28 protein-coding genes are annotated in these 26,410 nt (G+C 58.3%); 10 read left to right on the top strand and 18 right to left on the bottom strand.

The window, feature by feature from the left end; genetic code table 11:
• The 3 genes from cobT to RBB47_RS22895 all read right to left on the bottom strand — a co-directional run bounded on the left by cobT (position 1) and on the right by RBB47_RS22895 (position 3,561).
• Positions 1-1,911 (bottom strand): cobaltochelatase subunit CobT, encoded by a 1,911-nt coding sequence (gene cobT, locus RBB47_RS22905; protein ID WP_305988219.1) that lies wholly within the window; start codon positions 1,909-1,911, stop codon positions 1-3.
• 7 nt (positions 1,912-1,918) lie between these two features.
• A complete protein-coding gene (gene cobS, locus RBB47_RS22900) occupies positions 1,919-2,905 on the bottom strand; it encodes a cobaltochelatase subunit CobS (protein ID WP_305988218.1) in 987 nt (328 codons plus the stop codon).
• Positions 2,906-2,970: 65 nt separating this feature from the next.
• On the bottom strand, positions 2,971-3,561 hold the full coding sequence (locus RBB47_RS22895) for a DnaJ domain-containing protein (protein ID WP_305988217.1): 591 nt from the start codon (positions 3,559-3,561) through the stop codon (positions 2,971-2,973).
• 179 nt (positions 3,562-3,740) lie between these two features.
• On the opposite strand from RBB47_RS22895, the gene RBB47_RS22890 reads away from it, so the two are divergent.
• A complete protein-coding gene (locus RBB47_RS22890) occupies positions 3,741-4,043 on the top strand; it encodes a BolA family transcriptional regulator (RefSeq protein WP_305988216.1) in 303 nt (100 codons plus the stop codon).
• Here RBB47_RS22890 and RBB47_RS22885 read toward each other — a convergent pair whose 3' ends face one another.
• From RBB47_RS22885 to RBB47_RS22875, 3 genes are read right to left on the bottom strand one after another with little or no spacing between them, the layout of a single operon-like run.
• The gene (locus RBB47_RS22885; protein WP_305988215.1) at positions 4,044-5,366 is read right to left on the bottom strand and encodes an HlyC/CorC family transporter; all 1,323 of its coding nucleotides are present in this window, start codon (positions 5,364-5,366) and stop codon (positions 4,044-4,046) included.
• Positions 5,363-6,505 (bottom strand): 3-dehydroquinate synthase, encoded by a 1,143-nt coding sequence (gene aroB, locus RBB47_RS22880; protein WP_305988214.1) that lies wholly within the window; start codon positions 6,503-6,505, stop codon positions 5,363-5,365. Before aroB ends, RBB47_RS22885 begins: the two co-directional genes overlap by 4 nt.
• 18 nt (positions 6,506-6,523) lie before the next feature.
• Positions 6,524-7,123 (bottom strand): shikimate kinase, encoded by a 600-nt coding sequence (locus RBB47_RS22875; RefSeq protein WP_305988213.1) that lies wholly within the window; start codon positions 7,121-7,123, stop codon positions 6,524-6,526.
• 201 nt (positions 7,124-7,324) lie between these two features.
• Between RBB47_RS22875 and RBB47_RS22870 the strand changes: the two genes are divergently transcribed.
• The 3 genes from RBB47_RS22870 (at position 7,325) to RBB47_RS22860 (ending at position 10,108) form a co-directional block, all read left to right on the top strand.
• Positions 7,325-7,468 carry a hypothetical protein gene (locus tag RBB47_RS22870; RefSeq protein ID WP_305988212.1) on the top strand — a complete coding sequence of 48 codons (144 nt, stop codon included), beginning with the start codon at positions 7,325-7,327 and terminating at the stop codon, positions 7,466-7,468.
• Positions 7,469-7,473: 5 nt separating this feature from the next.
• Entirely contained in the window at positions 7,474-8,397 is a 924-nt protein-coding gene (xerD, locus tag RBB47_RS22865; RefSeq protein WP_305988211.1) for a site-specific tyrosine recombinase XerD, read from the top strand.
• A gap of 79 nt (positions 8,398-8,476) precedes the next feature.
• On the top strand, positions 8,477-10,108 hold the full coding sequence (locus RBB47_RS22860) for an AMP-binding protein (RefSeq protein ID WP_305988210.1): 1,632 nt from the start codon (positions 8,477-8,479) through the stop codon (positions 10,106-10,108).
• A gap of 3 nt (positions 10,109-10,111) precedes the next feature.
• Here the strand turns inward: RBB47_RS22860 and RBB47_RS22855 are convergent, their stop codons facing one another.
• From RBB47_RS22855 to RBB47_RS22825, 7 genes are all read right to left on the bottom strand, one after another.
• Positions 10,112-11,251 carry a GNAT family N-acetyltransferase gene (locus tag RBB47_RS22855; RefSeq protein ID WP_305988209.1) on the bottom strand — a complete coding sequence of 380 codons (1,140 nt, stop codon included), beginning with the start codon at positions 11,249-11,251 and terminating at the stop codon, positions 10,112-10,114.
• Entirely contained in the window at positions 11,241-12,665 is a 1,425-nt protein-coding gene (locus RBB47_RS22850) for a lipopolysaccharide biosynthesis protein (RefSeq protein ID WP_305988208.1), read from the bottom strand. The genes RBB47_RS22855 and RBB47_RS22850 overlap by 11 nt, the downstream gene beginning before the upstream one ends.
• 584 nt (positions 12,666-13,249) lie before the next feature.
• A complete protein-coding gene (locus RBB47_RS22845; protein ID WP_305988207.1) occupies positions 13,250-13,396 on the bottom strand; it encodes a hypothetical protein in 147 nt (48 codons plus the stop codon).
• 366 nt (positions 13,397-13,762) lie between these two features.
• Positions 13,763-14,848, bottom strand: coding sequence for an FAD-dependent oxidoreductase (locus tag RBB47_RS22840; RefSeq protein ID WP_305988206.1), 1,086 nt, complete (start codon positions 14,846-14,848; stop codon positions 13,763-13,765).
• The gene (locus RBB47_RS22835) at positions 14,848-15,528 is read right to left on the bottom strand and encodes an SDR family NAD(P)-dependent oxidoreductase (protein ID WP_305988205.1); all 681 of its coding nucleotides are present in this window, start codon (positions 15,526-15,528) and stop codon (positions 14,848-14,850) included. Before RBB47_RS22835 ends, RBB47_RS22840 begins: the two co-directional genes overlap by 1 nt.
• Entirely contained in the window at positions 15,525-16,211 is a 687-nt protein-coding gene (locus RBB47_RS22830) for a cupin domain-containing protein (protein ID WP_305988204.1), read from the bottom strand. The genes RBB47_RS22835 and RBB47_RS22830 overlap by 4 nt, the downstream gene beginning before the upstream one ends.
• A 105-nt stretch (positions 16,212-16,316) precedes the next feature.
• A complete protein-coding gene (locus RBB47_RS22825; protein ID WP_305988203.1) occupies positions 16,317-17,042 on the bottom strand; it encodes a type 1 glutamine amidotransferase domain-containing protein in 726 nt (241 codons plus the stop codon).
• Between the two features lie 94 nt (positions 17,043-17,136).
• Between RBB47_RS22825 and RBB47_RS22820 the strand changes: the two genes are divergently transcribed.
• Complete coding sequence (locus RBB47_RS22820) at positions 17,137-17,703, top strand: TetR/AcrR family transcriptional regulator (protein ID WP_305988202.1); 567 nt, start codon at positions 17,137-17,139, stop codon at positions 17,701-17,703.
• A 13-nt stretch (positions 17,704-17,716) separates the two neighbouring features.
• Here the strand turns inward: RBB47_RS22820 and RBB47_RS22815 are convergent, their stop codons facing one another.
• The gene (locus RBB47_RS22815; RefSeq protein ID WP_305988201.1) at positions 17,717-18,115 is read right to left on the bottom strand and encodes a YchJ family protein; all 399 of its coding nucleotides are present in this window, start codon (positions 18,113-18,115) and stop codon (positions 17,717-17,719) included.
• A 100-nt stretch (positions 18,116-18,215) separates the two neighbouring features.
• Here RBB47_RS22815 and RBB47_RS22810 point away from each other — a divergent pair, with 100 nt between their 5' ends.
• A complete protein-coding gene (locus tag RBB47_RS22810) occupies positions 18,216-19,187 on the top strand; it encodes an endonuclease/exonuclease/phosphatase family protein (protein ID WP_305988200.1) in 972 nt (323 codons plus the stop codon).
• A 36-nt stretch (positions 19,188-19,223) separates the two neighbouring features.
• Here the strand turns inward: RBB47_RS22810 and RBB47_RS22805 are convergent, their stop codons facing one another.
• Positions 19,224-19,592: a c-type cytochrome gene (locus tag RBB47_RS22805; RefSeq protein ID WP_305988199.1), complete on the bottom strand. Its 369-nt coding sequence runs from the start codon at positions 19,590-19,592 to the stop codon at positions 19,224-19,226.
• 180 nt (positions 19,593-19,772) lie between these two features.
• On the opposite strand from RBB47_RS22805, the gene ggt reads away from it, so the two are divergent.
• The 3 genes from ggt (at position 19,773) to RBB47_RS22790 (ending at position 23,572) form a co-directional block, all read left to right on the top strand.
• On the top strand, positions 19,773-21,512 hold the full coding sequence (gene ggt / locus RBB47_RS22800) for a gamma-glutamyltransferase (RefSeq protein ID WP_305988198.1): 1,740 nt from the start codon (positions 19,773-19,775) through the stop codon (positions 21,510-21,512).
• Between the two features lie 131 nt (positions 21,513-21,643).
• Entirely contained in the window at positions 21,644-22,429 is a 786-nt protein-coding gene (locus RBB47_RS22795) for a ThuA domain-containing protein (protein WP_305988197.1), read from the top strand.
• Between the two features lie 90 nt (positions 22,430-22,519).
• Positions 22,520-23,572 carry a Gfo/Idh/MocA family protein gene (locus RBB47_RS22790; protein WP_305988301.1) on the top strand — a complete coding sequence of 351 codons (1,053 nt, stop codon included), beginning with the start codon at positions 22,520-22,522 and terminating at the stop codon, positions 23,570-23,572.
• 299 nt (positions 23,573-23,871) lie between these two features.
• Here RBB47_RS22790 and RBB47_RS22785 read toward each other — a convergent pair whose 3' ends face one another.
• On the bottom strand, positions 23,872-24,681 hold the full coding sequence (locus RBB47_RS22785) for a hypothetical protein (RefSeq protein ID WP_305988196.1): 810 nt from the start codon (positions 24,679-24,681) through the stop codon (positions 23,872-23,874).
• A gap of 4 nt (positions 24,682-24,685) precedes the next feature.
• Positions 24,686-25,123: an ABA4-like family protein gene (locus RBB47_RS22780; protein ID WP_305988195.1), complete on the bottom strand. Its 438-nt coding sequence runs from the start codon at positions 25,121-25,123 to the stop codon at positions 24,686-24,688.
• A gap of 99 nt (positions 25,124-25,222) precedes the next feature.
• On the opposite strand from RBB47_RS22780, the gene RBB47_RS22775 reads away from it, so the two are divergent.
• Positions 25,223-25,825, top strand: a complete 603-nt coding sequence (locus RBB47_RS22775) for a TetR/AcrR family transcriptional regulator (RefSeq protein ID WP_305988194.1) — start codon at positions 25,223-25,225, stop codon at positions 25,823-25,825.
• A 5-nt stretch (positions 25,826-25,830) separates the two neighbouring features.
• On the opposite strand, the gene RBB47_RS22770 is transcribed toward RBB47_RS22775, so the two are convergent.
• Positions 25,831-26,229 (bottom strand): nuclear transport factor 2 family protein, encoded by a 399-nt coding sequence (locus tag RBB47_RS22770; RefSeq protein WP_305988193.1) that lies wholly within the window; start codon positions 26,227-26,229, stop codon positions 25,831-25,833.
• Positions 26,230-26,410 lie beyond the last annotated feature (181 nt).

Genomic DNA, 26,410 nt, shown 5'->3' with positions numbered 1-26,410 from the left:
TTAGCGGTGCCCGGCCCGGCGGCCTCTGCCGCGGGACTGATAGGCAAGCTGGACTTCATCATCGAACAGATCGGCGAGCTGATCCGTCATCGCCCCGGCCAGTTCCTCCGCGTCGACGATGGTCACAGCACGGCGATAATAGCGGGTGACATCGTGGCCGATCCCGATCGCGATCAGTTCGACCGGCGAACGCGTTTCGATTTCCTCGATGACATAACGCAGATGTCGCTCCAGATAATTCCCCGGATTGACGGACAGCGTGGTGTCGTCGACGGGCGCACCGTCGGAGATCATCATCAGGATCCGGCGTTGTTCCGGCCGGCCCAGCAATCTTTCATGCGCCCACAGCAGCGCCTCGCCGTCGATATTCTCCTTCAAGAGACCCTCGCGCATCATCAGGCCCAGGTTGCGCCGGGCTCTGCGCCAGGGCGCGTCGGCGGACTTGTAAATGATGTGCCGCAGGTCGTTGAGCCGCCCCGGTGTCGGCGGCTTGCCGGCACCGATCCAGCTCTCCCGTGACTGACCACCCTTCCAGGCCTTGGTCGTGAAACCGAGAATTTCCACCTTGACGCCGCAGCGCTCCAGCGTGCGCGCAAGAATGTCTGCACATGTTGCGGCAACCGTGATCGGGCGGCCGCGCATGGAACCGGAATTGTCGAGAAGAAGCGTCACCACCGTGTCACGGAAATTGGTGTCGCGTTCCTGCTTGAACGCCAGCGGCGACATCGGGTCGGTGACGGCGCGCGTCAGACGGGACGTGTCAAGCAGACCTTCCTCCAGATCGAAATCCCAGGCTCTGTTCTGCTGCGCCATCAGCTTGCGCTGCAGCCTGTTGGCCAAGCGCGCAACCGCGCCCTGGAGGTGGGTCAGCTGTTTGTCGAGGAACCCGCGCAACCGGTCCAGTTCCGCCGTGTCGCAAAGCTCCTCTGCCGTGACGGTCTCGTCGAACTGGCGGGTGAAGACACGATAATCGGTTTCAGGACGCGTCGAGAACGGCGTGTCCTGGCGATCGCTTTCCCCCGGCTCTTCGGAATCGTCCGCCATGTCCTGCTCGTCGAAGTCTTCCATGTCGATGTCGGCAGCTTCGGTGTCACCGTTTTCCTGCTCTTCGCCGGAAAGTTCCATCTCTTGCGGCGCAGCTTCCTGTTCACCGCTTTCGTTGTCTTCGTCGTCGCCGGTTTCGGCTTCTTCGTTGTTGCCCTGGTCTTCGTTCTGGTCCGGATCGTTGTCCTGGTCCTGATCCCCGAGCTCGTCGCCCATATCGAGTGACTTCAGGACGTCACGAAGCCGGGACGCAAACGTGTTCTGATCTTCGACTTCAGCCTGCAGCATGTCGAGTTCGGCCCCTGCCTTGTCCTCAACCCAGCCGCGCCACATGTCCACCAGGTTCTTCGCGCTTTCAGGTGGTTCCGCGCCCGTCAGTCGTTCCCGCACAATCAGCGAAAGCGCATCCTGAAGCGGCGCTTCTTCGCGGCTCGTAACGTCTGGCGCTCCGGATTTCCGGAACCGGTCGTCGAGCATGACAGCGAGGTTCTCGGCAACCCCCTGCATGCGGCGCGCCCCGACAGCTTCGCATCTTGCCTGTTCCACTGCTTCGAAGATGGCTCTTGCGTCGGCACCCTGCGGCAGGTTCTTGGAATGAACCGCCTTGTCGTGACAGGCAAGACGCAAGGCCAGGGAGTCCGACAGCCCCCGCGTGACCGCAATTTCGTGCGCATTCACTTTCCGGGACGGCTCGGGCAGGCGCGCCGTCATTCCGCTCAGGCCCGGCCGGTCGCCGGAGAACAGAACTTCCAGTTCCGCCTCGCCGGCGATTGCCCGCATGGTGCCGCTCACCGATTGCTTGAACGGTTCGCTGGTCGGTGCGGGCTTGTTGCCGGGAAGCGTATTGTGACCGGGACGCGGTGCCATCAGATCCTCAGCTCATCACGACATTGACGGAAGATTCCGGCAGGTCCTCGCCGAAACAACGCTGGTAGAACTCGGCCACGAGGGACTGTTCCATGTCGTCACACTTGTTGAGGAATGTCAGCCGGAAGGCAAACCCGACGTCGCCGAAGATCTCGGCATTCTCGGCCCAGGTAATGACGGTCCTCGGGCTCATGACGGTCGAAAGATCACCATTGATGAACGCATTGCGGGTCATGTCCGCGAGCCGCACCATCTTGGAAACGATGTTCCTGCCCTCGTCCGTCTTGAAGTGCCTCGCCTTGGAAAGAACGATGTCGACTTCGTTGTCATGCGGCAGGTAGTTCAGCGTGGTCACAATCGACCAGCGGTCCATCTGGGCCTGGTTGATCTGCTGCGTGCCGTGATAAAGACCGGATGTATCGCCGAGCCCGACCGTGTTTGCCGTCGCAAACAGCCGGAAGGCGGCGTGAGGACGGATCACCCGGCTCTGGTCGAGCAATGTCAGGCGCCCGGAGGATTCCAGGATACGCTGGATCACGAACATCACATCCGGCCGCCCGGCATCATATTCATCAAAGACCAGCGCAACATTGTGCTGATAGGCCCACGGCAGGATGCCGTCTCTGAACTCGGTGACCTGCTTGCCGTCGCGAATGACGATGGCATCCTTGCCGACCAGGTCGATACGGGAAATATGGCTGTCCAGATTGACGCGGACGCAGGGCCAGTTCAGTCGAGCGGCAACCTGTTCGATATGCGTGGACTTACCTGTTCCGTGATATCCGGTGACCATCACCCGGCGATTGTGGGCAAATCCAGCCAGGATCGCGAGGGTGGTCGCCCGGTCGAACAGGTAATCGTTGTCTTGCTCCGGTACATGCTCTGACGGCGTGGAAAATGCCGGTACCTTGAGGCTGGAATCGAATCCGAACACCTCCTGTACAGAAACTTCAGTGTCCGGCAAGGCCATGGCCGCAGTCGTCGTCTCAGTCATCAGTCCTCCGCTGCCCGAATTTTCGGGAAGGATCATTTGGGAAAAGCTCGCAGGACACTGCTAGCTTAAAGGAAACCGGCTTTTTTCAGAACGTTGTAGGCCTGAATGATCTCCCGCAGTCGGTCCTCGGAAGATCGGTCACCGCCGTTGGCGTCCGGATGGTTCAATTTCACAAGCTCCTTATAGCGCGCTTTTATCTCAGCGCCACGGGCTGTGTAAGGCAGATTGAGCACATCCAGGGAACGTTTTTCAAGCGTTAGCAGTTTTCGCTGGCGCGGACGACGTGCCTGTTCGGCCCGCTGCTGCGCGTTGCTTCGCATGCGTGACCTCGGGTCGTACCCGTCCGGCCCGTCGGCGGCCTGTTTGTTGACGCCCATTTTCCAGGTTGGCCGGTGCCCGGTCAGGCTGTCTTTCTGGTAGGACCGCACGTCGTCATCGCCCATGCCGACGAAGTAGTTGTACGACTTGTTGTACTCCCGCACGTGATCGACGCAGAAATTGAAATACTCTCCCTCGCGGTCGCGCCCCTTTGGAGCACGATGCAGGCCCGGACGGTTGCAGCCCGGGTGATCACACACAGGATGGGTGTCCTGCGCGGCACGCTCCTTGTCCGGTTTCACCCGAATACTGTCGAAGAGTTTAGAGTCCAGTTTCATACTGTCGAATATCGAATTCTATCAGATCGCGGGCAAGCCGCAGGGTGTTGCATTTCCCCGGTGTCCAAAGCTAATTTCCCGGCACAGGCCACCTGGGTCTCGCACAGCCCGCCACTCTACCAGCCGCGGCAGGGCCCGCAAAGACTTGACTTTGTAAACTCCGATCACACGTTGAGGCCATGAACACAAAAGAGACGATTACCGCCAAATTGACGACCGCGTTTTCACCCGATTTCCTGAACGTGATCGATGAATCCGACAAGCACAAAGGTCACGGCGGCTGGCGCGAGGGCGGCGAAACCCACTTCCGGGTCCAGATCGCCGCAGATGCGTTCGAGGGCATGAACCGCATCGCCCGTCACCGGGCAATCAACGAGGTTCTGGCCGATGAGCTTGCCAGCAGCGTTCATGCCCTTGCCCTTGAAATAAGGACACCTGGCGAACCGGACCCACGCGCAGCCAAAGCAGGTAACGCCGGCTGATTATCCGCTTTGGGCGGACGGCCGTGACGTTTCGACGCTGGCAGCCGCGCGCGCCTGCCCGAGCGGCATGATGCGCAGGCGGGTAATGCGGTTTTTCTCCCGGCGCAATACCGTGAAGCGGAAGCCGTGGAAGGTAAAGATCTGCCGCTCTTCCGGAATCATGCGCGCTTCATGAATCACAAGCCCGGCGATCGTGGTGGCTTCATCATCCGGCAGGTTCCAGTCCGCAGCCCTGTTGAGATCACGGATCGGTACTGAGCCGTCGACAATCACCGACCCGTCGGCCTGCGGCCTGAGGCCTTCCAGTTCAAGGTCGTGCTCGTCAGCGATTTCTCCGACGATTTCCTCCAAGATATCTTCCAGCGTCACGAGACCCATCACTTCGCCATACTCGTCCACAACGAGCGCGAAATGCGACTTGTGACGCAAAAACGCGTTCAGCTGATCCTGCAGGCTGGTCGTGTCCGGAACAAACCAGGCCGGTGCCGCGATTTCGAGGATGTCGATCTTGGTCGCATCACCGCCTGCCGCATGCAGTGCACGCAACAGGTCCTTTGCATGGAGGACCCCGATAAAGTTGTCGCTTTCCCCGCGCCAGAGCGGCAAGCGCGTATAGGGTGCGGCAAGCGCCGCATCGACCAAGCGCGACGCGTCTTCGTCCGCGTTCAGTGCCAGCATGTTGGTCCGGTGCACCATCACGTCCGACACTTCCAGCTCGGCGAGATCGAGAAGACCGCCGAGACGGTCGCGCTCACCCTTTTCAAGTCCGCCTTCGATATGCTGGAGATCGACCGCACCACGCAACTCGTCGTGGGCCGACAGGATGGACGCATCGGCGCCGACATTGATGCCTGCAAACCGCAGGATGTGCCGAACGATCCACTCCACGCCCGCAACCACGGGGCCGAACACCGCGACAACGACGCGCACGATGGGTGACACCATCAGCGCAAACCGCTCCGGGTTTGAAATGGCCCAGGTTTTTGGCAGGACCTCTGCGAACACAAGCACCAGCGCCGTCATGACAAGCGTCGCGATCGCAACGCCAGCTTCGCCGAACAGGGTCAGGAACACACTGGTTGCCAGCGCAGAGGCAAGAATGTTGACGAGGTTGTTGCCAAGCAGAAGCGCGCCGATCAGGCGTTCACGCGACGAAATCAGACGGCTCGCAACACGTGCGCGCCAGTCGCCGGTTTTCTCCAGCTGTAGCACCCGGGCCCGGGAAGCGGCCGTCAGCGCCGTTTCCGAACCGGAAAAGAAACCAGACAGGAACAAAAGCACGAAAATAGCGGCGATTGCCAACCAAAGAGCCGTTTCCATCATGGCTCGAGTTTCTCCTTGAGAAAGTCAGTAACGGCATCGGGATCAACGCCCTTTTCGATGAAGGCTTCACCGATGCCCCGTGTGAGAATGAATGTGAGGTTGCCCCGGCTCACCTTCTTGTCCTGCGCAATGATATCCATGAACGTGTCTACGCGGGGAAGCTGCCCCGGGATCTCCTGGACCCGGACGGGAAGCCCGACGTCTGTCAGGTGTGCATGCACCCGCGCCACGGTGTCGGCGCCGACAAGTCCGAGCCGCTCGGAAAATTCATGCGCCAGCATCATGCCGATGGAGACGCCCTCACCATGCACCAATCGTTCGGTTTCGTAAGAAACCGCAGCTTCCAACGCATGCCCGAACGTGTGGCCGAGGTTCAAAAGAGCACGGCGTCCCGCTTCCAGCTCATCAGCGGCAACAATGTCGGCCTTGGCCTGGCACGATCGTGCGACCGCCTCGTCGCGTTCCGGTCCGCCTGCAAAGACAGCGCTCCAGTTGTCTTCGAGCCAGGTGAAAAATTCGGCATCGCCCAGCAGCCCGTATTTGGCAACTTCCGCATAACCGGCGCGGAAGTCGCGCGGTGTCAGCGTGTCCAGAACCGCCGTATCGGCCAGAACCAGAACCGGTTGAAAAAAAGCACCGATGAGGTTCTTGCCGTGGCGCGAATTGATGCCGGTCTTGCCCCCGACTGAACTGTCGACCTGCGACAGCAGCGTGGTCGGCACCTGGACAAAGCTCATGCCGCGGCGCGTCGCGGAGGCGACGAACCCGGCGAGATCGCCGGTGACACCGCCGCCCAGTGCAACAATGGCATCGCCGCGTTCGAGCCGTGCAGCCAGAACCTCGTCGCAAAGCCGTTCAAACTCACGGAAACACTTGCTGCTTTCGCCGGACGGGACAGTCAGAACCGTATGCTCAAGCCCTGCCGAAGCAAGGCTTGCGGAAAAGGCGTCAAGATGCAGTCCGGCAACTTTCTCGTCGGCGATCACGGCAAGCCTCGCGCCTGGCAGAACGGAGGCGATCTCTGCCCCGGCGCTTTCAATCAGCCCCCGCCCGATCTTGATATCGTAGCTGCGCTTGCCCAGGTCGACCCGGACTGTTGTCATCGGTGATGCGGCTTCCGCCACGATCGTATCTGCCATGTTTTTTGTGTCCGACAATCAGGTGATCGAGGTCTGTGAGGTTAATTGGCCCTCATCTTGAAACAGATAATTCGCCATCGTGACAAGGATCTGGTCGACGACCATGTCATGCGGCACATCTTCAGACGTCACCGTCAGGGCCGCTCTGGCATAGATGGGTTCCCGCTCGGCCAGGAGCTTGCGCATGGTGCCCTCGGGGTCCGGTGTTTGCAGTAGAGGCCGCGTCGATCTGCGGCGCACACGCGCCATGACCGTTTCAAAGTCGACTTTCAGCCAGACAGACAAACCGTTTTCCGAAATTTCAGAGCGCGTCGTATCGCTCATGAAGGCACCGCCGCCCGTTGCGAGAACCTGAGGGCCTTCGCCAAGCAATCTGGCAATGACCCGCTCTTCGCCACTGCGGAAATAGGATTCGCCATGCTCTGCGAAAATCTCCGAAACAGTCATGTTGGCAGCGCGTTCTATTTCGGAATCCGCGTCGACGAATTCAAGACCCAGGCGTTGCGCAAGCCGTTTGCCGACCGTTGATTTTCCACATCCCATGATGCCGACAAGCACGATCGATCGAGTCCCGAGTGCCGTGACGAGCCGGTCGAGATCGATGGACTTTGCTTTCATGTCGGCAGTCTCCCCCGCGGGATGCTGCGTCTTGTCGTTTTCTGTCATGGCTGCGTTGTAGCATATTCGCTAAAAAAGACACGTCGCGGAACGCCGTCGGCGTTTTTCTTCAAGGCAGTGCTTTTGAAAATCACGAAGCCTTGCGCATGCCGCTGCGTTTTTGAAACAATCGGGCATTCGATTCGCCCCTGGAGAGCTTACGTGCCAACCCTCACCCGATTGCTGCTTGTGCTTGCTCTGCTTGGAGCGCTCGGCTACGGCACGATCTACGCTCTTGCGAATTTCGTCGATCCTCGGGAGCGGGAAATCACGGTCAGGGTCAAGAAGGACGGCTTTGGTCGGTAGGTTTAATGGCAACCAGCTTCGACCTTGAGAACTTTCTGGAAATGCTCGCCGCCGAACGAGGTGCAGCGGAAAACACGCTTGCGGGTTATCGCAGGGACCTAGAGGATTTCTCGGTCTTTCTCGGCAAGAAACGGATCGCAGCAGCGCAATCCGATGACATTTCAGCCTATATGGGAAACCTGACCAGCCGCGGTTTCGCCGAATCCTCACAGGCGAGACGCCTTTCGGCGTTAAAGCAGTTCTTCAAGTTCCTCTATTCGGAGGGAACGCGGCAGGACGATCCGACACGAACCTTGTCGGCGCCCAAAAAGCGCGGCAGCCTGCCGAAGGTCCTTTCCATGGATGACGTCGACCGGTTGATCGAAACGGCTCGAGTTGAAACGCAAAAACCACAGCGCAGTGCCGCTGCACGGCTGCGGGTCCAGCGCATGTACACTCTGATCGAAGTCCTTTACGCCACCGGGCTGCGCGTGTCTGAACTCGTTGCGCTCCCCGTCGGCGCCGCCCTGCGGGATGCCCGCCTGATCGAAGTAAAAGGCAAGGGTGGCAAGGAGCGTCTCGTTCCCTTGTCACATGCTGCCCAGATGGCGATGCGGGACTACGTGGGCCTTCGCACTGCAGAAGGTGCTTATGAAAAAAGTCCCTGGCTGTTTCCCTCTCATGGTGGCAGCGGGCATCTGACGCGGCAGCATTTCGCGCGCGACCTGAAGGACCTGGCAGTCGCAGCCGGACTGGATGCCGCGAAGATTTCACCGCATGTGATGCGCCACGCCTTTGCCTCGCATCTTCTGCAAAACGGTGCGGATTTGCGCGTCGTGCAGCAGCTGTTGGGCCACGCGGACATTTCGACGACACAGATCTATACCCACGTGCTCGATGAACGCCTGCGCGAACTCGTTGAAGGCGCTCATCCGCTCGCAAAAAGGTAAGGCAACGCCTCTATTGCACTGCAACAAGCGTCGATCTAAACTCCGCTGCCTAAATTTTTAGCATCGGATCACAATCATCATGCTGAAGCCCATCAGCGACTACGATACGCTGACAGCCGAGTTCCGCTGGTCATTGCCAGCGACTTACAACATGGCCGCCGCCGTCAGCGACAGCTGGGCCGCTAGCGACCCTCAGAGGCTCGCGATCCGACACGTTCTGTCCAACGGGTCTGTCGAGGACTGGACTCACTCGCAACTCAGCAGCGCGGCCAACCGCTGCGCCAATGCGCTGATCGCTCTCGGGCTGAAGCGCGGCGACCGGTTTGCACTGCTTTTGCCGCAGTGCCCGCAGATAGCGATTGCCCATATTGCAGCCTACAAGATCGGCGCAATCGCAGTCCCCCTGGCGGCTCTTTTCGGGCAGGAGGCCTTGAAATACCGTCTCTCGGATTCCGGAGCACGAGGCCTGATCACCGATACTGCCGGTCTGGAAAAGATGTCCTCGATCCGGGACGGCCTGGCAGACCTCGACTTCATGATCTCCGTCGACGGGCCGGACACAAACGCACTGTCCTTCGAGGAACTGCTTGGAAAAGCAAGCGACAGGTTTGAAACCCTGAAGACAACACCGGACGATCCGGCGCTGATGATCTACACTTCCGGAACAACCGGTCAGCCCAAGGGCGTATTGCACGGTCACAGGGTCCTGATCGGACACATGCCCGGCATTGAGCTCTCGCAGAACTTCCTGGGGCAGAACGGCGATCTTCTTTGGACGCCCGCCGACTGGGCCTGGGCTGGCGGTCTCCTGAATGCGCTCTTTCCGGCGTTGAAGCTCGGCGTCCCGGTCGTATCGCATGCGTCCAGGAAATTCGATCCCGAATTTGCGTTTCACCTGCTGGCGAACCAGCAGGTTCGAAACGCCTTCATTCCGCCAACGGCGTTGAAGATGCTGCGCGCCGTAGACCGCCCGGCGGCACGTTTCAGGCTGAACTGGCGCAGTGTCGGGTCGGCCGGCGAGTCTCTTGGACGCGAGACCTATGACTGGTTTGCCGCCGAATTCGGGTTTCCGGTGAACGAGTTCTTCGGCCAGACCGAGTGCAACGCCGTGCTCGGATCGGCTGCCTCGCTCGGCGTGACGCGATCCGGCGCGATCGGTAAGGCAACCCCGGGACACGAAGTCGCCATCATCGACGACGGCGGCAATCCCCTGCCGCCGGAAACACTTGGACAGATCGCCATCAGAAGACCGGATCCCGTCATGTTCCTCGAATACTGGAACAAGCCCGAAGCAACGCGTGAAAAATTCATCGGCGACTGGATGATCACCGGAGACCAGGGTGTTCAAGACGAGGACGGCTACATCCATTTTGTCGGCCGCGACGACGATATCATTACCTCTGCGAGCTATCGTATCGGTCCTGGAGAAATCGAGGATTGCCTGATCAAACATCCTGCGGTTGCCCTTGCGGCCGTCGTCGGCAAACCCGATCCGCTGCGGACCGAAATCGTAAAGGCCTATATCGTCCTGAAGTCCGAAGAAGCCTCAGGCGATGCGCTTGAGGACAATATCAAGGATTATGTTCGTGACCGGTTGTCGGCGCATGAGTATCCGCGCGAGATCGAATTCGTTGATTCCCTGCCAATGACGACGACCGGAAAGGTCATCCGGCGGAAATTGCGCGAACTGGCTCGTTCCGAGATCAATTGAAGATCATGTCTTGCGTGATTTGAGCTTTGCTTTCACCGTTCGTCCGAGCCCCCGCAACTGTTTTTCGAGGGCGATGTCGGCCGCACAGATCTGCCGTTTCAGGCTGCTGAGCGGCCCGCTGGTAAGTAACAGCGTTCCGGTTTCAAGCCGGCCGCGCCAGAGTGGCTCGATCATGGAATGGCCTGGAATGGCGAGCGAATCCGCTTGCCTGAAGCCGGGATGCGCCAGGTTTTCGCGAAACGCCTGGATTGCCAGCTGAGCGCCTGGAGAATACCGCGCAAAACTCTCGTCAAAGGCAATCTTCCATGTAAAGACATCCCCGCCCTCGATGAAGGACACCAGAGACGCAATAACACGGTCGCCCGCGCGAAGCTGGTCTATGCGGATACGGTCGTTTTGAGCAAGGGCAGCAATTGCCTCGCGGGAAAAAGCTGCGGTCTGTGCTTTGCTCTTCAAAGCTGATTGTCCATGGCCTTTCCAACCGGATGCTTCCAGATCGAGAAACGCTTCAAAACTCTCTGGAACCGCCGGACCGGTGACACACGCGAAGGCGACGGGGCCATGATCTTCAAGCCGGCGCAGGAGACGCCGCATCTCCTTGCGCCGTTTGCCCTTGTAAGCTTCTTCCAGTTGTTGCTCCCCCTCAGCTCCCGAAGCGTGAGCGGCCCTTTGCGCCTGCAGTGTTACAAAGGCCTGCACGCCCTCAAGTTTCATCAGACGCTGCGCCGTTTGGGACGCAAGGGGCAGATATGGGATCGCCAGCACGCCGGCAACGCCGGCTGCCGCCTTGAAAAAAAGCGTGACGTCTTTTTCGCGTGCATCCGGATGCATCAGCGGCGCTCCAAGAGGCGCATAGTCGCTCGTCCAGGCGGTTGCCACGGGCAACGCAAGTCCGGCAGGACGCCGTCCAACAGGTGCCGCGAGCAGCCACCTGCCCGTTCGTTTCTCGCGCACAACAACAAGCCGCACGGCGCTGCCACCCATATGGTGGAGGAACGGACGCAGGAACTGCGGACCGAAAAACGGATTGGGATCGAGCGCGTCGTCACAAAGCGCCTGCCAGGCAGAAACAGGCAATTCAACGCGTTGCGGATCAAGCGTGATCGCCTCTGTATCCGGTTTTTGGATTACATCAGTTTTCACCTGACACGCTCCTAGGCGCGAACATCAACGGCAGAACGAAAGTGGTCACTTTCAGCTTCCGCTTCACGACGATTGCCAGCACTGTTGCTTCCATGAGAATTGCGCAGCTTGTCGCGATCGCCGCTCCTGCAAGACCAAGCAGCGGGATAAGCAAGAGGTTGAGCAGAACGTTGAGGAAAAACGTCGCGGCATAAATCCCGGCACAGGACCTTTGGTGCCCCGTCATGGAAAGCAATGCGTCTGCAGGGCCGACGGAGGCGCGCGCAAGAACCCCAATCATCAAAAGGGCAATCAGCGGATAACCATTTTCAAACCCGCTGCCGAAGAGCCTGAGCAGCAGTGGCGCCACAAGCAAAAGGCCTGCGCCGGCGGCAACCGACGGCCAGAATGTCCAGAGCGTCGCCTGTCTTGTATAGGCCGCGAGACCGGAGAGGTCTTCGTTGTGAGTATAGGCCGAGAACCGATGCGCCGAAGCCGCCCTGACGGCAAAATAAACAAAGTGCACCAAAGCCAGTGTTCTGGACGCTGCAAAGTAGACGGCAACTTCATCGGGGCTCTGGAAGAAACTGACCATGATCACGTCGGCGCTCGTGATCAATTGGAGAAATCCCTCAACCATCAGCATTGGAAGCGAAATTGCGAGCCATGGCTTCATGTCGACCTTGGACGTTCCGACGGGAACCTGGAGCGGCAGTCGTTTTCTGAGGTGAAAATACTGATAGCCGGCGACAAGTACCGTCGCGCTTACCGCGACCATTACAGCGGTCTCCGCGCTTGCCGGGATCCCTGCGACGACAGCCGCGACCAGCAGAAACAAAATTGCTAGCGGCCGCCAGATATAGGTCGGCAACATGGCCAGGGAAGTCCAGTCATAGCTGCGCGCGATTCCGTCCTGGACGAGCCCGAATGCGAAAAACGGCAAAGCCAGGAACACGATCATGAGCGGCTGAACGTAGTAGGGTTCGATGGCCGATCGCAGCAGGTAGACCACACCGGTGGCCAGCAAGGCGGCGCAAACGCCGATCAGAAAGGCGGCCTGACGGCTTGCCTTGAGAAAACCGCGCAGGCGGTCGAAGTCACCGGTCTGTCTGTATTGGGGAATGAAGCGGCTGGCGGATGTCGAAAACCCGCCACAGGCCATGACGCCGAGTATGATGACAAAGGTCCAGGCAACGGAATAGATGCCGTAATCATGAGCGCCAAGCAGGCGCGCGAGAACAATTTGCGAAAGGTAAGCCAGCGCAGCGCCCGCGATTCTCACCGCGAAAGTAGACACGGCCATACGCCCGGCGGCCTGTTTGTCCGATCCGCTGCCACGCAGGACGTCGGAGAACCGTTCGGTGCTTTTGCCCAGCGCTTGAAACCAGGCGGCGTCTTGAAAACGCTTCGTCCAGGAATTGGCGGTAAATCGCACGTGCAAGGCCCTTAAGAATACCATTTGGTATTTGTGCCATGAGGGGCTTAATTTTCTGTGGCCTTGCGCTGATTAGTTTTGCGAGTGCTTCACAGATACGTGAGAACGCCGGTTTTTGCTGTCGACGCGAAAGAAACCGGGCTGACCGAAGCTCGGAGCGGATTGCCAAACCGGGCTGTTTCCAAACGGGCAAAAGCAAGCAACTGACGTCAGCCTTTCTTTTGAAAATGAGGACAGAAGATCCTGACGTGCCAGCATGGGGAAAAAAACCGTAAGTGACCGCCTTCACTGACCGCCTATGGACGCTTGACAGCGAAACCCAAATCTGGAACAAATAGTGAACAAACTGACATCCGGTTCGAAGTCAAATCTCCAGACCATTGATATTTGAACCGGGTTGTTTTCGCGGACCTGAGAGGTTGCCTCCCCTTCGCTCCGCGTTTTGATCCGGTCCCTGCTAACGCCGCCAAGCGCAGGGACCGGATTCCTGTTTTCCTATAAAGGGCCGTACCGGCGACCCCTGATGCGCTCAGCCGTTTCTGTGACCAGCTGTCTGGACCGCTGCGGCCAGAAAGAAGATGCGGTCAGGCAAATTGACGCCAGAACTGATAAGACCGGTCCAGCCGATCCAGTCGCTTGCTTTTTTCCGCAGGATCCAGGTCCCGGCGGTTCAGCAGGTTCTCGATTTCCTGCCGCAACTCGTTCATGTGTTTGGTCGCATATCTGTGCATCTCTACATCCTCCGTTTCTGCATATTTGAATGCTTCACAGCTGATGTATTTTGGGAAAATCGATTATCAAATTAAAAGTTGTTCACAAACAAAAATCGATGAATTCGAGAATTACTTATTCTGATTAAACTAATAGAGCGTAGAATTCGACTTTAGAACTACTTTTTAGACTAATTCATCAAATGAAAAGCACCGGCTTCATTTCCTCAAGATTATGCGACTGATCGGGGGTTCGGACCCTCAGCTTGGCGTCGCAAATGGTTGGCACGCTGCAAAGGATCAAGCTTGGACGACGCTGAATTGGCCTCACCTCGCCGATCATCTTCGCCGTATCGGCGCAATTCCCGTACTGCGACCAGACGCTTCTCAAGACGCCCTGGGCGTTTTTTCCAAAGCCGCATCAAGGAGCACATTTTCAACCCTTTCCGCTGCTTCGAGCGCACCCTCTAGAAAACCACCATGTACCGGCGCTGTTTCGGTTGACCCCAGCAGCACTTTCCCGTCCCAAAGGCGCGACAGGGAAGGCGGTAATCCATAGCTCGGATGAGACCGCTGGCTGTTCAGATCCTGAGGGACTGCAGTCTCCTTTTCTTTGGCCCAATCCAGCATTTGCAGATGAACAGGATTGCGCATGCCCTCTCCGAACATTGCGATCAACTGCTCTTGTGCCAGTTCAAGCACTCTTTCAGGGTGCTCTGCCCTGACGCCAGGGGGAACACCGACAAACCCGAACAATGCATAGGGACCGGTTTCCATCGGAGACGCGTCATGAATTTCAACCATCGGGCCACGTTGGCTCATGCCGTCGCCCGAGAGCCCGGCTTCGCGCCAGTAAGGCCTTTCATAGACGGCAAGGATTTTCGCCTGGCCCGCCATCCAGGTCGGAATCGTTTCCATTGACTTGTGAGCTTCTTCGGGAAGCCCCGGTTCAAATGAAATCGCCTCGGCGACGACGCGAGGCGGAACCGCCAGGACAACATGATTGGCATTTATCGAAAGAGATCCTGCTTCTATACAGACGCCTTCGCTTGTTTTTTTAATGCCGGACACCGCAGACCTCAGCATAACGCGCTCTGAGGGAAGAACCTGTTCAAGCGCGCCGATCAAGGCGCCCATGCCACCTGCAACGCGCATGGACCCTGCCATGGAGGAAAATCCGTGATAGGTCTGCACAGCACCGGACCCGTTCTGAAAAACGGTTGCACCTTGCGAAAACTGTTCAAAGACGTCGATGTCGAACCGGCGAAGCATCTGCTCAATTTGAGGCTGACCCGGCCAGAACCAGGCAGGCCCAAGATCGAAATGGGCGCCCGCGATATCTGGTGACAGGATCCGGCCGCCAAGGCGGTCTCTTGCCTCTGTCAGGAGCCAATCCCGGCCCTGGCGCGCAAGACGATCGGCCAGGGCAAGGCCGGAGAGCCCGCCGCCGACGATCAAAATGTCCGTGTGCATCAGAACGCCTCCCCTTGCGGGCGCAGGTCCATTTCAAAGGTCCACGCGGATCTCGGTTGCGCGGCCAGGGCCAGATATGTCTGCGCAACGTCTTCCAGCTTCATCATCCGGTCCGGATCCATGTCGTGTAGCTCACGGCTTGCGCCGGTATCCAAAATTCCGTCGAGGATCACGTGCGCGACGTGGACACCCTTTGGTCCGTATTCCTTTGCCAGGGATTGCGTGAGAGTCCGCAATGCGGCTTTTGCCGATGCGAATGCACTGAACCTGGCACCGCCCCGTAAGCTTGCGGTTGCTCCGGACACGATAAACGTTCCACCGCCACTGGAAACCATGGCCGGCAGGACTTCCTTGGCGAGATGAACCGCGGAGAGAACCATTGCTCTCCAAGTGGCTTCAAAGTCTTCACTGCGCGTTTCCTCAAAAGGCGCGATGAGAAGCTTTGCCGGGTTATGCACCACAAGCTTGGGCGCTCCATATGCGCCGACGAGGCTCTTTATCTCCGACTGGACCTGAGAAGCGTCGCTCAGATCGACACGCAGCATCCGCTCGTCATCACCTGCTGTGACACTGCGATTTAAGCCGTATGCGTTGTATCCGTGCGCATTGAGGCTCTTCACGAGATAACGCCCAAATCCAGGACCGCTCCCGGCTACGATGGCTAACGGGGCCCGGGTCATCGCACCGCTCCCGGAGCCGTTATGTGTTGGGCGAGATGATCGCTCTTGACCCAGAGCCGTGCGCCCTTCGGCCCGGCGACGGCTTTAAGCGGATGGCCGGCCGGAAGCCTCAGCCAGGACTGTACGCCAAAGTCCTCACCGCCTTCTGAAAAGCCCCCCTCAAGGACAAAAACCTCAAGCCCGTCATGGCTTTCCAGGTTTACCGACTGTCCGGCGTCCCAGACTTCGATGCGAACCTTTTCCCGGTCGTCATGAAACAGCGGTATCTCGGACACGCCGTCACGGTCTTCAACGGGTGACAGTGCAGCCGTGTTCGTATCGACCGCTAATTGCGTACGGTCCTCAGGATCAAACTGCCAGAGCTTGACCAGGATCGTCGCACCCCCCTCAGCACGAGGGGTATGGCTGGAAGAAGGTGGATTGCGGACATATGTGCCTGCGGGAAAGTCTCCGTGTTCATCCTGAAACACGCCTTCAAGGACAAGGTATTCCTCACCCCCCGTGTGCGTGTGAGCGGAAAAGGCGCTTCCGGGTGCATACCGGACAATGGTTGTGGCCCGGGCGACCTCGTCGCCGATCCGGTCGAGCATGCGGCGCTCGACACCCGGCATTGGTGACGCGACCCAGGGAACCTGCTGCGCATGAACGACCGCGCGTTTTGAAAAGTCATCGTTGAAGTTCATTTTTTGCTCTTTCTCTTCAGCTTGCTGCTCATCTCGGCGGTGCATTGACCGCAGTTTAAGCGTTGCCGATGCCGGTCGGAACCGGCACCGAAACAACAATCTGTGTCACGAAAGCCTCTGAACCAGCGCCTCGGCCAATGGCGGCGCGGAGGCCGGGCTCTGACCGGTCATCAAGGCACCGTCTTCGACCACATTGGCTTCCCAGTTTGCCTTGCTGATATAGTTCGCACCTCGGCGCTTCAGTTCATCTTCGAGCGAGAACAGCAAATGATGAAGCAGTTCGATTTCAGTATCCTCGTCGTTCTTGAAACCGGTGAGGCTGACGCCGTCGACAAGATAGCTCCCGTCTGATTTCTTGACGTCGCGAAGGATCGCCGGTGCATGGCAGACCATCGCGACCGGGCGATCGCTTTCATAGAAGTCGCGGATCATCTTGATCGCGTAGCTGTCCGATGCCAGATCCCAGATCAGTCCGTAACCACCAGGAACGAACAGGGCATCGAAGGTCGAGTAGTCGATCTCGCGAAGCTTGCGCGTGTTTTGAACCGCGAACATTGCAACGGGATCGTTGAAGAAACGTGCCGTGTTCTCAGTGGTGAAAGGCGCTTTCATGGACAAAAGATCGATAGGCGCATTGCCTCCGTCGGGTGAGGCAAAGACCACTTCGAACCCGGCTTCGGTCAAGACATAGTAGGGCGTCGCGACCTCTTCGAACCATGTCCCTGTCTGTTTTCCGCTTATTCCCATTTCGTCGATGGACGACATGACGAGCAAAACGCGCTTTTGCTTGGTCCAGTAGCCATTGCTGAGTTCCTTTCGGCATGAGTTCAATTGTCTACCTATCGATAGGTAGAATACATATGCGCATTGAATCCCGGCGTGTCAATAACTAATCTATCGATAGGTAGAAAACTTGGAGCAAGCCATGCCGCAAGGCCTTCCCATGCGGGAAAAAATTATTGCCGCTGCTGAAAAACGCGTCCGCAACGCTGGTTTCCCGGCGATGAGTTTCCGGGATGTCGCGCAGGATGTCGGCATCAAGAGTGCAAGCGTGCACTATCATTTCCCGACAAAGGAAGATCTGGGGGAGGCGCTCCTCGACAGCTACATAGAAAGGTTCAGGGCGCGGCTGGAAGCAATTCCACAGGACAACCTGAAGGCTGCGCTCGACCAGTTTATCGAGCTTTATGGTGATGGTTTGGTCATGGACGAAGCCATATGCCTGTGTGCCATCCTGGGCGCCGAGGCGCTCGGTCTGCCAGCAGACATGAACAGGAAAACCAGGGCCTTTTTTGAGATGAATGCAGACTGGTTGACGGCGCTTTTTGCCAGGCACGGCCATGAAGAAGAAACGGACCTGTCAATCACCATTGTTTCCGCCCTGGAGGGCGCGATTATCGTTGCCTCTTCCTCCAGCGACCGGACCTTGTTCGAAAAAGTGGCTGCGACCGTGCCGTTGATTGCCGGAAGAACACTCGGTCATGCTCCTTAGGCACGGCAAGAAATTACTCCGCAACGGCTTCCACATAGTACCAGCGGCCGGCCTTTTTCCGGAACCGGCTTAGCTCCCGATGCGTGTGAAGCTGGCCGCCTGAAAGGAACCTGGCTTCAAACAGCACCGTTCCTTCACGGTCGGTCTTCTCACCCTTCTCTACCTGAAGAACCGACAGTCCGGTCCAATGGTTTTCGGCCGCCCAATTTGCCGTCGCCACTTCATCGAACCCATTCTGGTATTTTGGCCAGAGCGTTTCTTTCAGATACGGAATGTTCTCGCGAACATAGGCGCTGTAGCGCGAGCGCATCAGGGCTTGCGCCGTTTCGGGAGCGCTCGTGCCGGCAAGAAAAGGTTCGCAACACCTTTCGAAGGATTGTCCCGTGCCGCAGGGACAAGTTTCATCCGCCATAAAAGCCTCTTCCCAAAATCTATCCGACCGATAAGCTGCCTACCACTTGCCAGGCGATAGCGCTATCGTAGCGCTCCCGATTTTGCATGGGTCCTCTTGAATGAAACTTGCCACCTTCAACATGGAATCCTTTGGAAGCGACAGGTTCGTAGTCGCAGACCTCAAGCCCAGGCTTGAAGCCCTGCGCCCAAAGATCCTGGAGCTGGAAGCCGACATTTTGTGCCTGCAGGAGGTGAACGCACAGAAGATCAAGGGCGCGCCGAAACGAGAGTTCCCGGCACTCGACCTGCTTCTCGCCGGAACACCCTATGAAGCCTATCACCGGGCAGCCAGCGAACGCGCACCCGGCAAGGGACCGGGCGACAGGCACAATCTCGTCATCGTATCCCGGTACCCGATAGCCGCTCACGAGAGCCTGTTTCAGCAACACGCAGAGCCTCCCCGGTGGCAGCCGACAACGGCAGATCCGGAGTATTCTTCGCCCGAGAAAGTCACATTTGAACGGCCTATCCTCAAGTCCGAGATCGATCTCGGGGGACCGAAGCCATTACATCTGTTTGGGGTTCACCTGAGAGCACCGATTGCCGCCGTGATCCGCGGCGGCAAGACCTCTGCCAGGACCTGGAAGAGCACGTCGGCATGGGCCGAGGGCTACTTGCTGTCGGTCCTGAAACAGACGGCGCAGGCACTGGAACTGCGCCTTGCCGTCGAAGCCCTGTTCGATGCGGACGACACGGCGCACATTGTTCTGACCGGCGACTTCAATGCGACCGGAGAAACCGGGACATTGCGCCTCCTGCGCGCCGATCCCGACGACACCGCCTCACCTGCCCTGGAACATCGCAGGCTGTTCCAACTGGATGCTTCCCTGCCCCTCGAAAGGCGGCAAACGGTTATTCACAAGGGCAAGGGTCAGGCGCTTGATCACATTCTGGCAAGTGCCGCAATGACAGACAGGGCAGTGGATGTGCGGGTTTTCAACTACGGCCTGCCCGACGAAGTCCTGGACGCAGATGACGAGACCTATGCCGGGTCGTATCACGCCGCCATGCGCGCCGAATTCGAGCTTTAGGGTCCAAAATTGAAGCCGCACCCTGGAGACACACGGTCAGTTGGATGAAAGTGAGTTGATGTATTTGGCGAGATTGGCAATTTCTGTATTGCCAAGATTCATGTTTGGCATCTTCGGATGCGGGTCCGCCAGAAATGTCGCCAGCGTCGCTTCGGTCCATTCCGGGTCCCTTGAAATGTCATAAAAGGTCGGAAGAGACGTGCTGGCCGCTGTCGGCTGGTCATCGGCGACAAGATGACAGGAGGAGCACCATTGCAACGCAAGCGCCTTGCCTGCTGCAGCGTCGGCGGCAAGTGCGGGTGACTGCATGCCGCCGGACCCAAGCGTTGCTGTCGCCAGCAAAAGTAGGAGCAACCCTTGGGTCGTCGACAGGGTGGGTTTCAGGTCACTAAGACACCGTATCAAGCTGGCCTCCTTGCGATTTCCGATGTAACGGGCGCTTAGAGAGTGACGCCTTTCGCCGGAAACCTCCTTGCGGTGAATCAATAGGGCGCAAGAGGACGGCAACAGCACTTGTTTTTGAGTTGCGTCTTCCGCCCCGCTTGTCCAAATTTGAGGCTCAACAGCACATCCATGGAGAATGTTATGGGACGTCGCCTGAGAACCGCCGCGTGTGTGGCCGCCGCCACCCTGCTCGCCTTTTCATCGCTTCCCGCAACGGCGCAGAATGCTCCCATCTACGCCCTGACGGATCTGTTTCATCCGGTGACATCGGAAAACGGCATGGTCGCCAGCCAGGAGGCGGTGGCGACTTCCGTCGGTCTTGAGATCCTGAAAAAGGGCGGCAACGCGGTAGATGCTGCCGTTGCCACGGGTTTTGCGCTGGCAGTCACGCTTCCGCGCGCCGGTAATCTCGGCGGAGGTGGTTTCATGATGATCCATATGGCCGGAAGCGGAGAAACCCATGCCCTCGACTATCGGGAAACTGCGCCGGCCGCCGCCTTCAAGGACATGTTCCTTGGACCGGACGGGGAACCGGACAAGCAAAAGTCACGGTTTTCCGGCCTTGCGATCGGCGTGCCCGGAACAGTCGCCGGATTTGCCGAGGCTTTCGCCAGGCACGGCAGTGGCAACGTAACCTGGCAGGACGTGATCGCGCCGGCGATCGAGTTGGCCGGATCGGGCATCACGGTGACGCCCGGCCTTTCTGATGCCCTGGCGGCAAGAGCCGAACGCCTCACAAAGGACCCTGCAACGGCGAAGATCTTTTTCAAGGCCGGCCTGATCCCCGTGCAACCGGGCGACACCCTGGTCCAGGCAGATCTAGCACGTACGCTTGAGCTGATCTCCGAACAGGGCGCGGACGGGTTCTACAAGGGTGACATTGCCGAGAAGATTGCAGCGAAGGTTCAAGCCGCTGGCGGCGGCATGACCGTGGAAGATCTTGCCGGCTACAAACCGGTCTGGCGCGAGCCGGTCACCGGAAGCTATCGCGGCTATGAAATCGCGTCGATGCCGCCGCCATCATCGGGTGGTGTTCACATTGTCCAGATCCTCAACATTCTGGAGAGTTTTCCCATGGGGGATTTCGGTCCAAACTCGGCCGATTCCATCCACGCGATGTCCGAGGCCATGCGTTTGGCCTATGCCGACCGCTCCAAATATCTCGGCGATCCGGACTATGTGACCGTGCCCGTGGTCGGACTGACCTCTCCCGACTACGCAGCGGAGTTGACCAAAACGATCCAGATGGACGTCGCGCGGTCGTCCGAAGATGTGAAACCGGCTGATCCCCTGCCGTATGAAAGTAACGAAACGACGCACTACTCGGTCGTCGACAAGGACGGCAATGCCGTGTCCAACACCTACACCTTGAACTTCTCATATGGATCAGGACTGACCGCAGACGGCACGGGCGTTCTGCTCAACAACGAGCTCGACGACTTTTCCGCCAAGCCCGGTGTGCCGAACGCCTACGGACTGATCGGCGGAACCGCCAACGCGGTCGAAGGCGGCAAACGCCCGCTGTCCTCCATGAGCCCAACCCTGGTGTTCAAGGACGGCAAGTTCCATTTGGCGACTGGCTCTCCCGGTGGCAGCCGCATCATCACCACCACGTTGCAGATCATTTTGAACATCGTCGATCATCAGATGAACATTGCTGAAGCGACCGTCGCACCGCGCATCCACAATCAGTGGCTACCGGATGAAATCCGGATCGAACAGGGCATTTCCCCTGACACGATCAGGCTTCTGGAGGAACGGGGGCACGCAGTCGTCGTCAAGAATGCCATGGGTTCAACGCAATCGATCATGTCTGTCGACGGCGTGCTCGCTGGCTTCTCGGATCCCCGCCGCAAAGGTGCGCTGACTGCCGGGCACTAGGCCCGGCAAAGAACCATTCGGACTTGAACGATTGACAGTTCGCAAACCCAATGATAGCGCTATCCAAAGCGCTTTGAAGAACTGTTCCAAGCGCCCTTCATCCAATGACGACTGAACCGGGAGAAACGGCCATGCCGATCAGAACAGTGGTCTGGGGCGAAAATGTCCATGAACAGCACAATGAAGTTGTCGCCCGCACGTATCCGGACGGCATGCACCAGTGCATTGCCGACGCTCTGAACACAGATCCCGATATCAAGGCAACGACTGCAACGCTTCAGGATCCAGAACACGGCTTGACCGAAGCGCGTCTCGCCGAGACGGATGTCCTTGTCTGGTGGGGGCATGCCGCCCATGGCGATGTTGCCGACGAAGTCGTCGACCGCGTCTGCGACGCTGTCTGGTCCGGAATGGGCATGATGTTCCTGCATTCCGCCCATTTCGCCAAGCCGTTCAAGCGGCTGATGGGGGCGCCTTGCAATCTCACCTGGCGTGAAGCGGGTGAGCGCGAAAGGCTTTGGGTGACCAGTCGCAACCATCCGATCACCAAAGGTCTGCCGGACAGTTTCGAGCTGGACATGGAAGAGATGTATGGCGAGCCATTCGGTGTGCCGGAGCCGCTTGAAACGGTTTTCATCAGCTGGTTCCAGGGGGGTGAAGTGTTCCGGTCCGGCCTCACATACAAGCGTGGTGCGGGCAACATCTTCTATTTCCGGCCAGGTCACGAGACCTACCCGACCTACCATGATGCAACGGTCCAGACGGTTCTGAAGAACGGCGTCAAATGGGCGTTCAATCCGATGGCCCGGATTGCGGACCCGAACGCCGCTCCGAATGTTCCGGTCGATGAGGCCCCGGAAAAGATCGAGGAACGCGGCCCGAAACTTCATGCCGAAGGCGAAGAAGGCTTCCGCTGATCTTGCGGTCGGCAATCCTTTTACACCTTCAAATATCGCCCTTCAGTCAGGCGGCGACGGAGTCCCACCATGGATCCAACTGAAAATCCTCTGCGCATTCTCATTCTCGGCACGGGCAACATGGCCAGAAACCATGCGAGCGCGTTCCAGAAAATGCCAGATGTTGAGATTGTTGCCGGGGTCGACCGCCGCCCCGACATGTTGACGCAATTCTGCAATGCGTACGAAGTTCCGGGGCGGTTCGCGGATCTTGAGCAAGCCATCTCCTGGGGGGAATTCGACGCGGTTTCGAACGTCACGCCGGATGCGGCCCACCACACGACGACGATGCGTTTGCTCGCCGCCGGAAAACACGTTCTGTGCGAAAAGCCGCTGGCGACAAATGCCGCGGACGCCCGGGAAATGGCGGATCTGGTGCGCGAGAAAAATCTGATCGGCATGGTCAATCTCAGTTACCGGGACGTCGCCGTTCTGCAAAGGGCCTCTCAACTGGTTGCCGAGGGTGCCATCGGTGCCTTGCGGCACTTCGAGGCGTCCTATCTGCAGAGCTGGCTCACGCAACCCGCCTGGGGCGACTGGCGGACGGAAAGCCAGTGGCTCTGGCGCTTGTCAACCGAACACGGATCCAAGGGCGTTCTGGGCGATGTCGGTGTCCATATCCTGGATTTCGTCACCTTTGCGGCGGGCAGCCCGATCTCGGATCTGTCCTGCCGCCTGAAAACCTTCGATAAGGCCGAGGGGAACCGGATCGGCGATTATCCGCTTGATGCCAATGACAGCTTCACCATGCAGGCGGAACTTGGAAACGGTGCGCTCGGAACAATCAGCGCAACGCGTTTTGCCTCCGGCCACCTGAACGATCTTCGCCTGCGCCTCTACGGCGACAAGGGAGGGCTTGAGGTCCTCTTCGAAAAGCGCGAGGAGCGCCTTCGGATTTGCCGGGGCAGCAATTTGACCGACGCCCGTTGGGAAGACGTCGCGGTCGACCCCGTCCAGACTGTCTATGAAAGGTTCGTTGAAGCCATTCGCGGCGAAGGCCGTCCGGAGCCGGATTTCGAGCACGGCGCACGGCTTCAGGCGGCACTTGAGGCTGCAGAAAAGTCAGATGCCGACGACGGCCGCTTTCTCAAGGTGCGTGTTTGACCGACAGTTTCAGGGACTGAAACGAACTGCAGCGGAGCCGATTGGCTCCGCCGCACAAGTGGGTACTACAGCAAGGCAACATCACTAGAATACCGCCTTATGGTGGCGCTCTTCCAAGCAATGTATGCAAACACTAATGCATTCATCCTGATACTTCGTTCAGCTATGGCATCAGGTTTTTCTCTAATTTTAGACGAAACGTCCGCTTATGGCGCAAATACACCGGTCAGCCGAAAATCGCGTCGCGCATCGGAACCATAAGATACTGGAAAGTTTGTGAAAAATACGCCAGCGCGTCGTTACATGCCAATCAGAGGCCTTCCCGCAACCGCGCCCGCAAAGACTGCAAAAGTTGCGACGCAGTAGATAACTGCAATGAGCACGATACCTTTCCGGGCGTGGCCCGGCATCCGGCGATCAAGCAGCCAGCCGAACAGCGGCAAAACCTGCATAGCGTGGAGCGACAGGAAGTGTGCCGGACGAAGATCACCCACTTCGGTTGACCAGCCAACCAGGGGCAGCGTTCCGGCATCTGCTGATGGCGTACCCACGTGATGCCCGGCCTGGCCGCCCATGTAACCTGCAACAATCACCGTGAGCACCAACGAAAGCCCGAATCCCAAGACCACTCCCAGTCGAAGGCCTGGCTCAAGCCTGGCATCCCGGTCGCAGGCGGCCACAACGCCAAAGATCCCGATCCCGACCACGAGCACGAGTGCGCCGACAAACATGACCACCGTGTACATGAATGTATGAAAGGGCGTTGAAAGGTTGAAGTGGGAAGGCTCACCCTGAGCCGCCTGGAACATCATGTACGCCATCTCGGCGACCAGTGAAGTTCCCATGAGCGCAAGCGTTGCCGTCAGTACGATGCCATCACGCCAGCGGGGTGACAGGCGCGTCTCCAGCCAGGCAACCGTTGCAAACAAGACGACGAAAGACAGCGCAAATTTTACCGGCTTCGCCCATACGGGAGCGCCATCAAGCAGGCGTGGGTCAACCGTGTTCGCTGCGAGTGAAACCACAAGAATACCCACCGACAAACCTGTGAGCACAAGTGAAAGACGGGCAGATGGAGCCCGGGCGGTGGAAAGATCTGTAGAAGTCATTGTATCAAGCCTTGGCAAAGCGCGGGGTGGCGACGCGCACGACGGCTTCCGTGCCGAACGCAAGCAGCACCCCGACAGGACCGAACATGAAGGTTGCGAACAGGATCGGAGCCTGCACGATGCGCTGGATTCCGATCCTGTCCATGCGCCCGGCCAGGAAACCACCGACCATGAGATCGAAGGCGAGGTAATGGATCCAGCCCGCCAGCAAGAGTTCGTCCAGCGAGAACAATTGCCGAACCTCCGCGAGCGACCCGTATCCGCCTCCAGAGTCCGCGAAATAGGCCAGGATGAACCCGGCGTAGAGAACGGACAGCGCCAGCGGAACAACGATTTGCGGTACCAGATTGAGCCAGGCCCAGCGGCGCGGCGCGAAGATCAGCACCACCCAGCCGATCATCGCCAACGTTCCGGACGCGGAAAAAACCTGTTCAAGCGTCATTTGAATGTATCCAGTGTAAATATTTATTCAGATGGTATATACACCAAAGAGCGGCCTGGACCAGCAAAAATATTTCCAATGGAAAGATTAGAGACGTAAATGCCTGCAGAAAAAAGAAAAAAATATCACCATGGCGACCTTAGAAACGCGTTGATCGAAGCAGGAATGGGAATTATCGAGACCGAGGGCCTCGCGGAACTGTCGCTCAGGAAGATTGCAGCAAAGGTCGGTGTCAGTCATACGGCACCGAAGAACCATTTCGGTTCGATGAGAGGCCTCATGACGGCAATCGGTGCTGAGGGGTTTCGGCGCTTTGCCACCGAAATGCGGGCTGGCCTCACTGGAACGTCCGGCCGGGTCAAGAAACTTGAAGCGGCCGTTGAGGGCTATATTCGCTTCGCCCGCAAGCATCCGGCGCTGTTCCAGATCATGTTCTCTCCGGAATACTGCGATTTCAAGGACGAAGAGGTTTCCGAAGCCGCCCGCGCGAGCTACCGGGTCCTGGAAGAAATCTCCGAAGGGCTCGACTGGGACAAGGCAGATCTGGATCATGCGCAACTTCGCACGGAAATCATGCTGTGGTCATTTGCCCATGGCTACGCCACTCTCTTGAACAACGGCCAGATAAACTTCCGCGACGACGGTACGCCGGCCTTCGATGTACTCGACGTGATACCGAAGTTTGGCTACCGGGAAATGTAAACTCCTCAAGCAGACCAGAACGCGTCGCTCTCAGCTGGGAGCGCCTCGACCATCCAGATCCTCTCGATCTTGCGTTCGCGGATCGTCATGAGATAGGCCGCGAAATTGTGCAGCTTACGGCCTTTGCGTTCCGCCCTGACCTCGATCATCACCAGAACCTGGTTCTCGTTGACATCGGCAATCTGGGGGATCGTCAGGATCGGCTGAACGGTTGCAATATCCAACTGCTCGATCAGTTTCATGTAGGCGTCACCACCTGCGACCTGCCTGGTGCTGCCGTCCTTTTTCGTGACTTCCGCAACAAGCCCATCTGCAAGACAGGCCGCCATGGCGGGCAGATCGGCAGCGTTGAAAGCCTCGATGAATGCCCTGACTGTTGCGGCATTGTCCGGCTGCGTGGACATCTTTGCACCTCAAGCGGTATTGTGCGGGTTGGGTCAACCGTACCTCTTTTGCAAGGCGATTGGAATTTTGCCGCAGTTCATTCGTCGGCAGCAGGTTCCCTAGGATTGTTCAGGATATCTGCAGGCCGGCCGTCGAATTCGCGGTGTCACGATTGCCTGGCAAAATTTCAGACAAACCGTA

The sequence above is a fragment of the Roseibium sp. MMSF_3544 genome, assembly GCF_030732845.1.
In the GTDB taxonomy this organism is placed as follows: Bacteria; Pseudomonadota; Alphaproteobacteria; order Rhizobiales; family Stappiaceae; genus Roseibium.
Note: the sequence above shows the minus strand (reverse complement) of the source record. Positions and strands in the feature narration are given on the sequence as shown.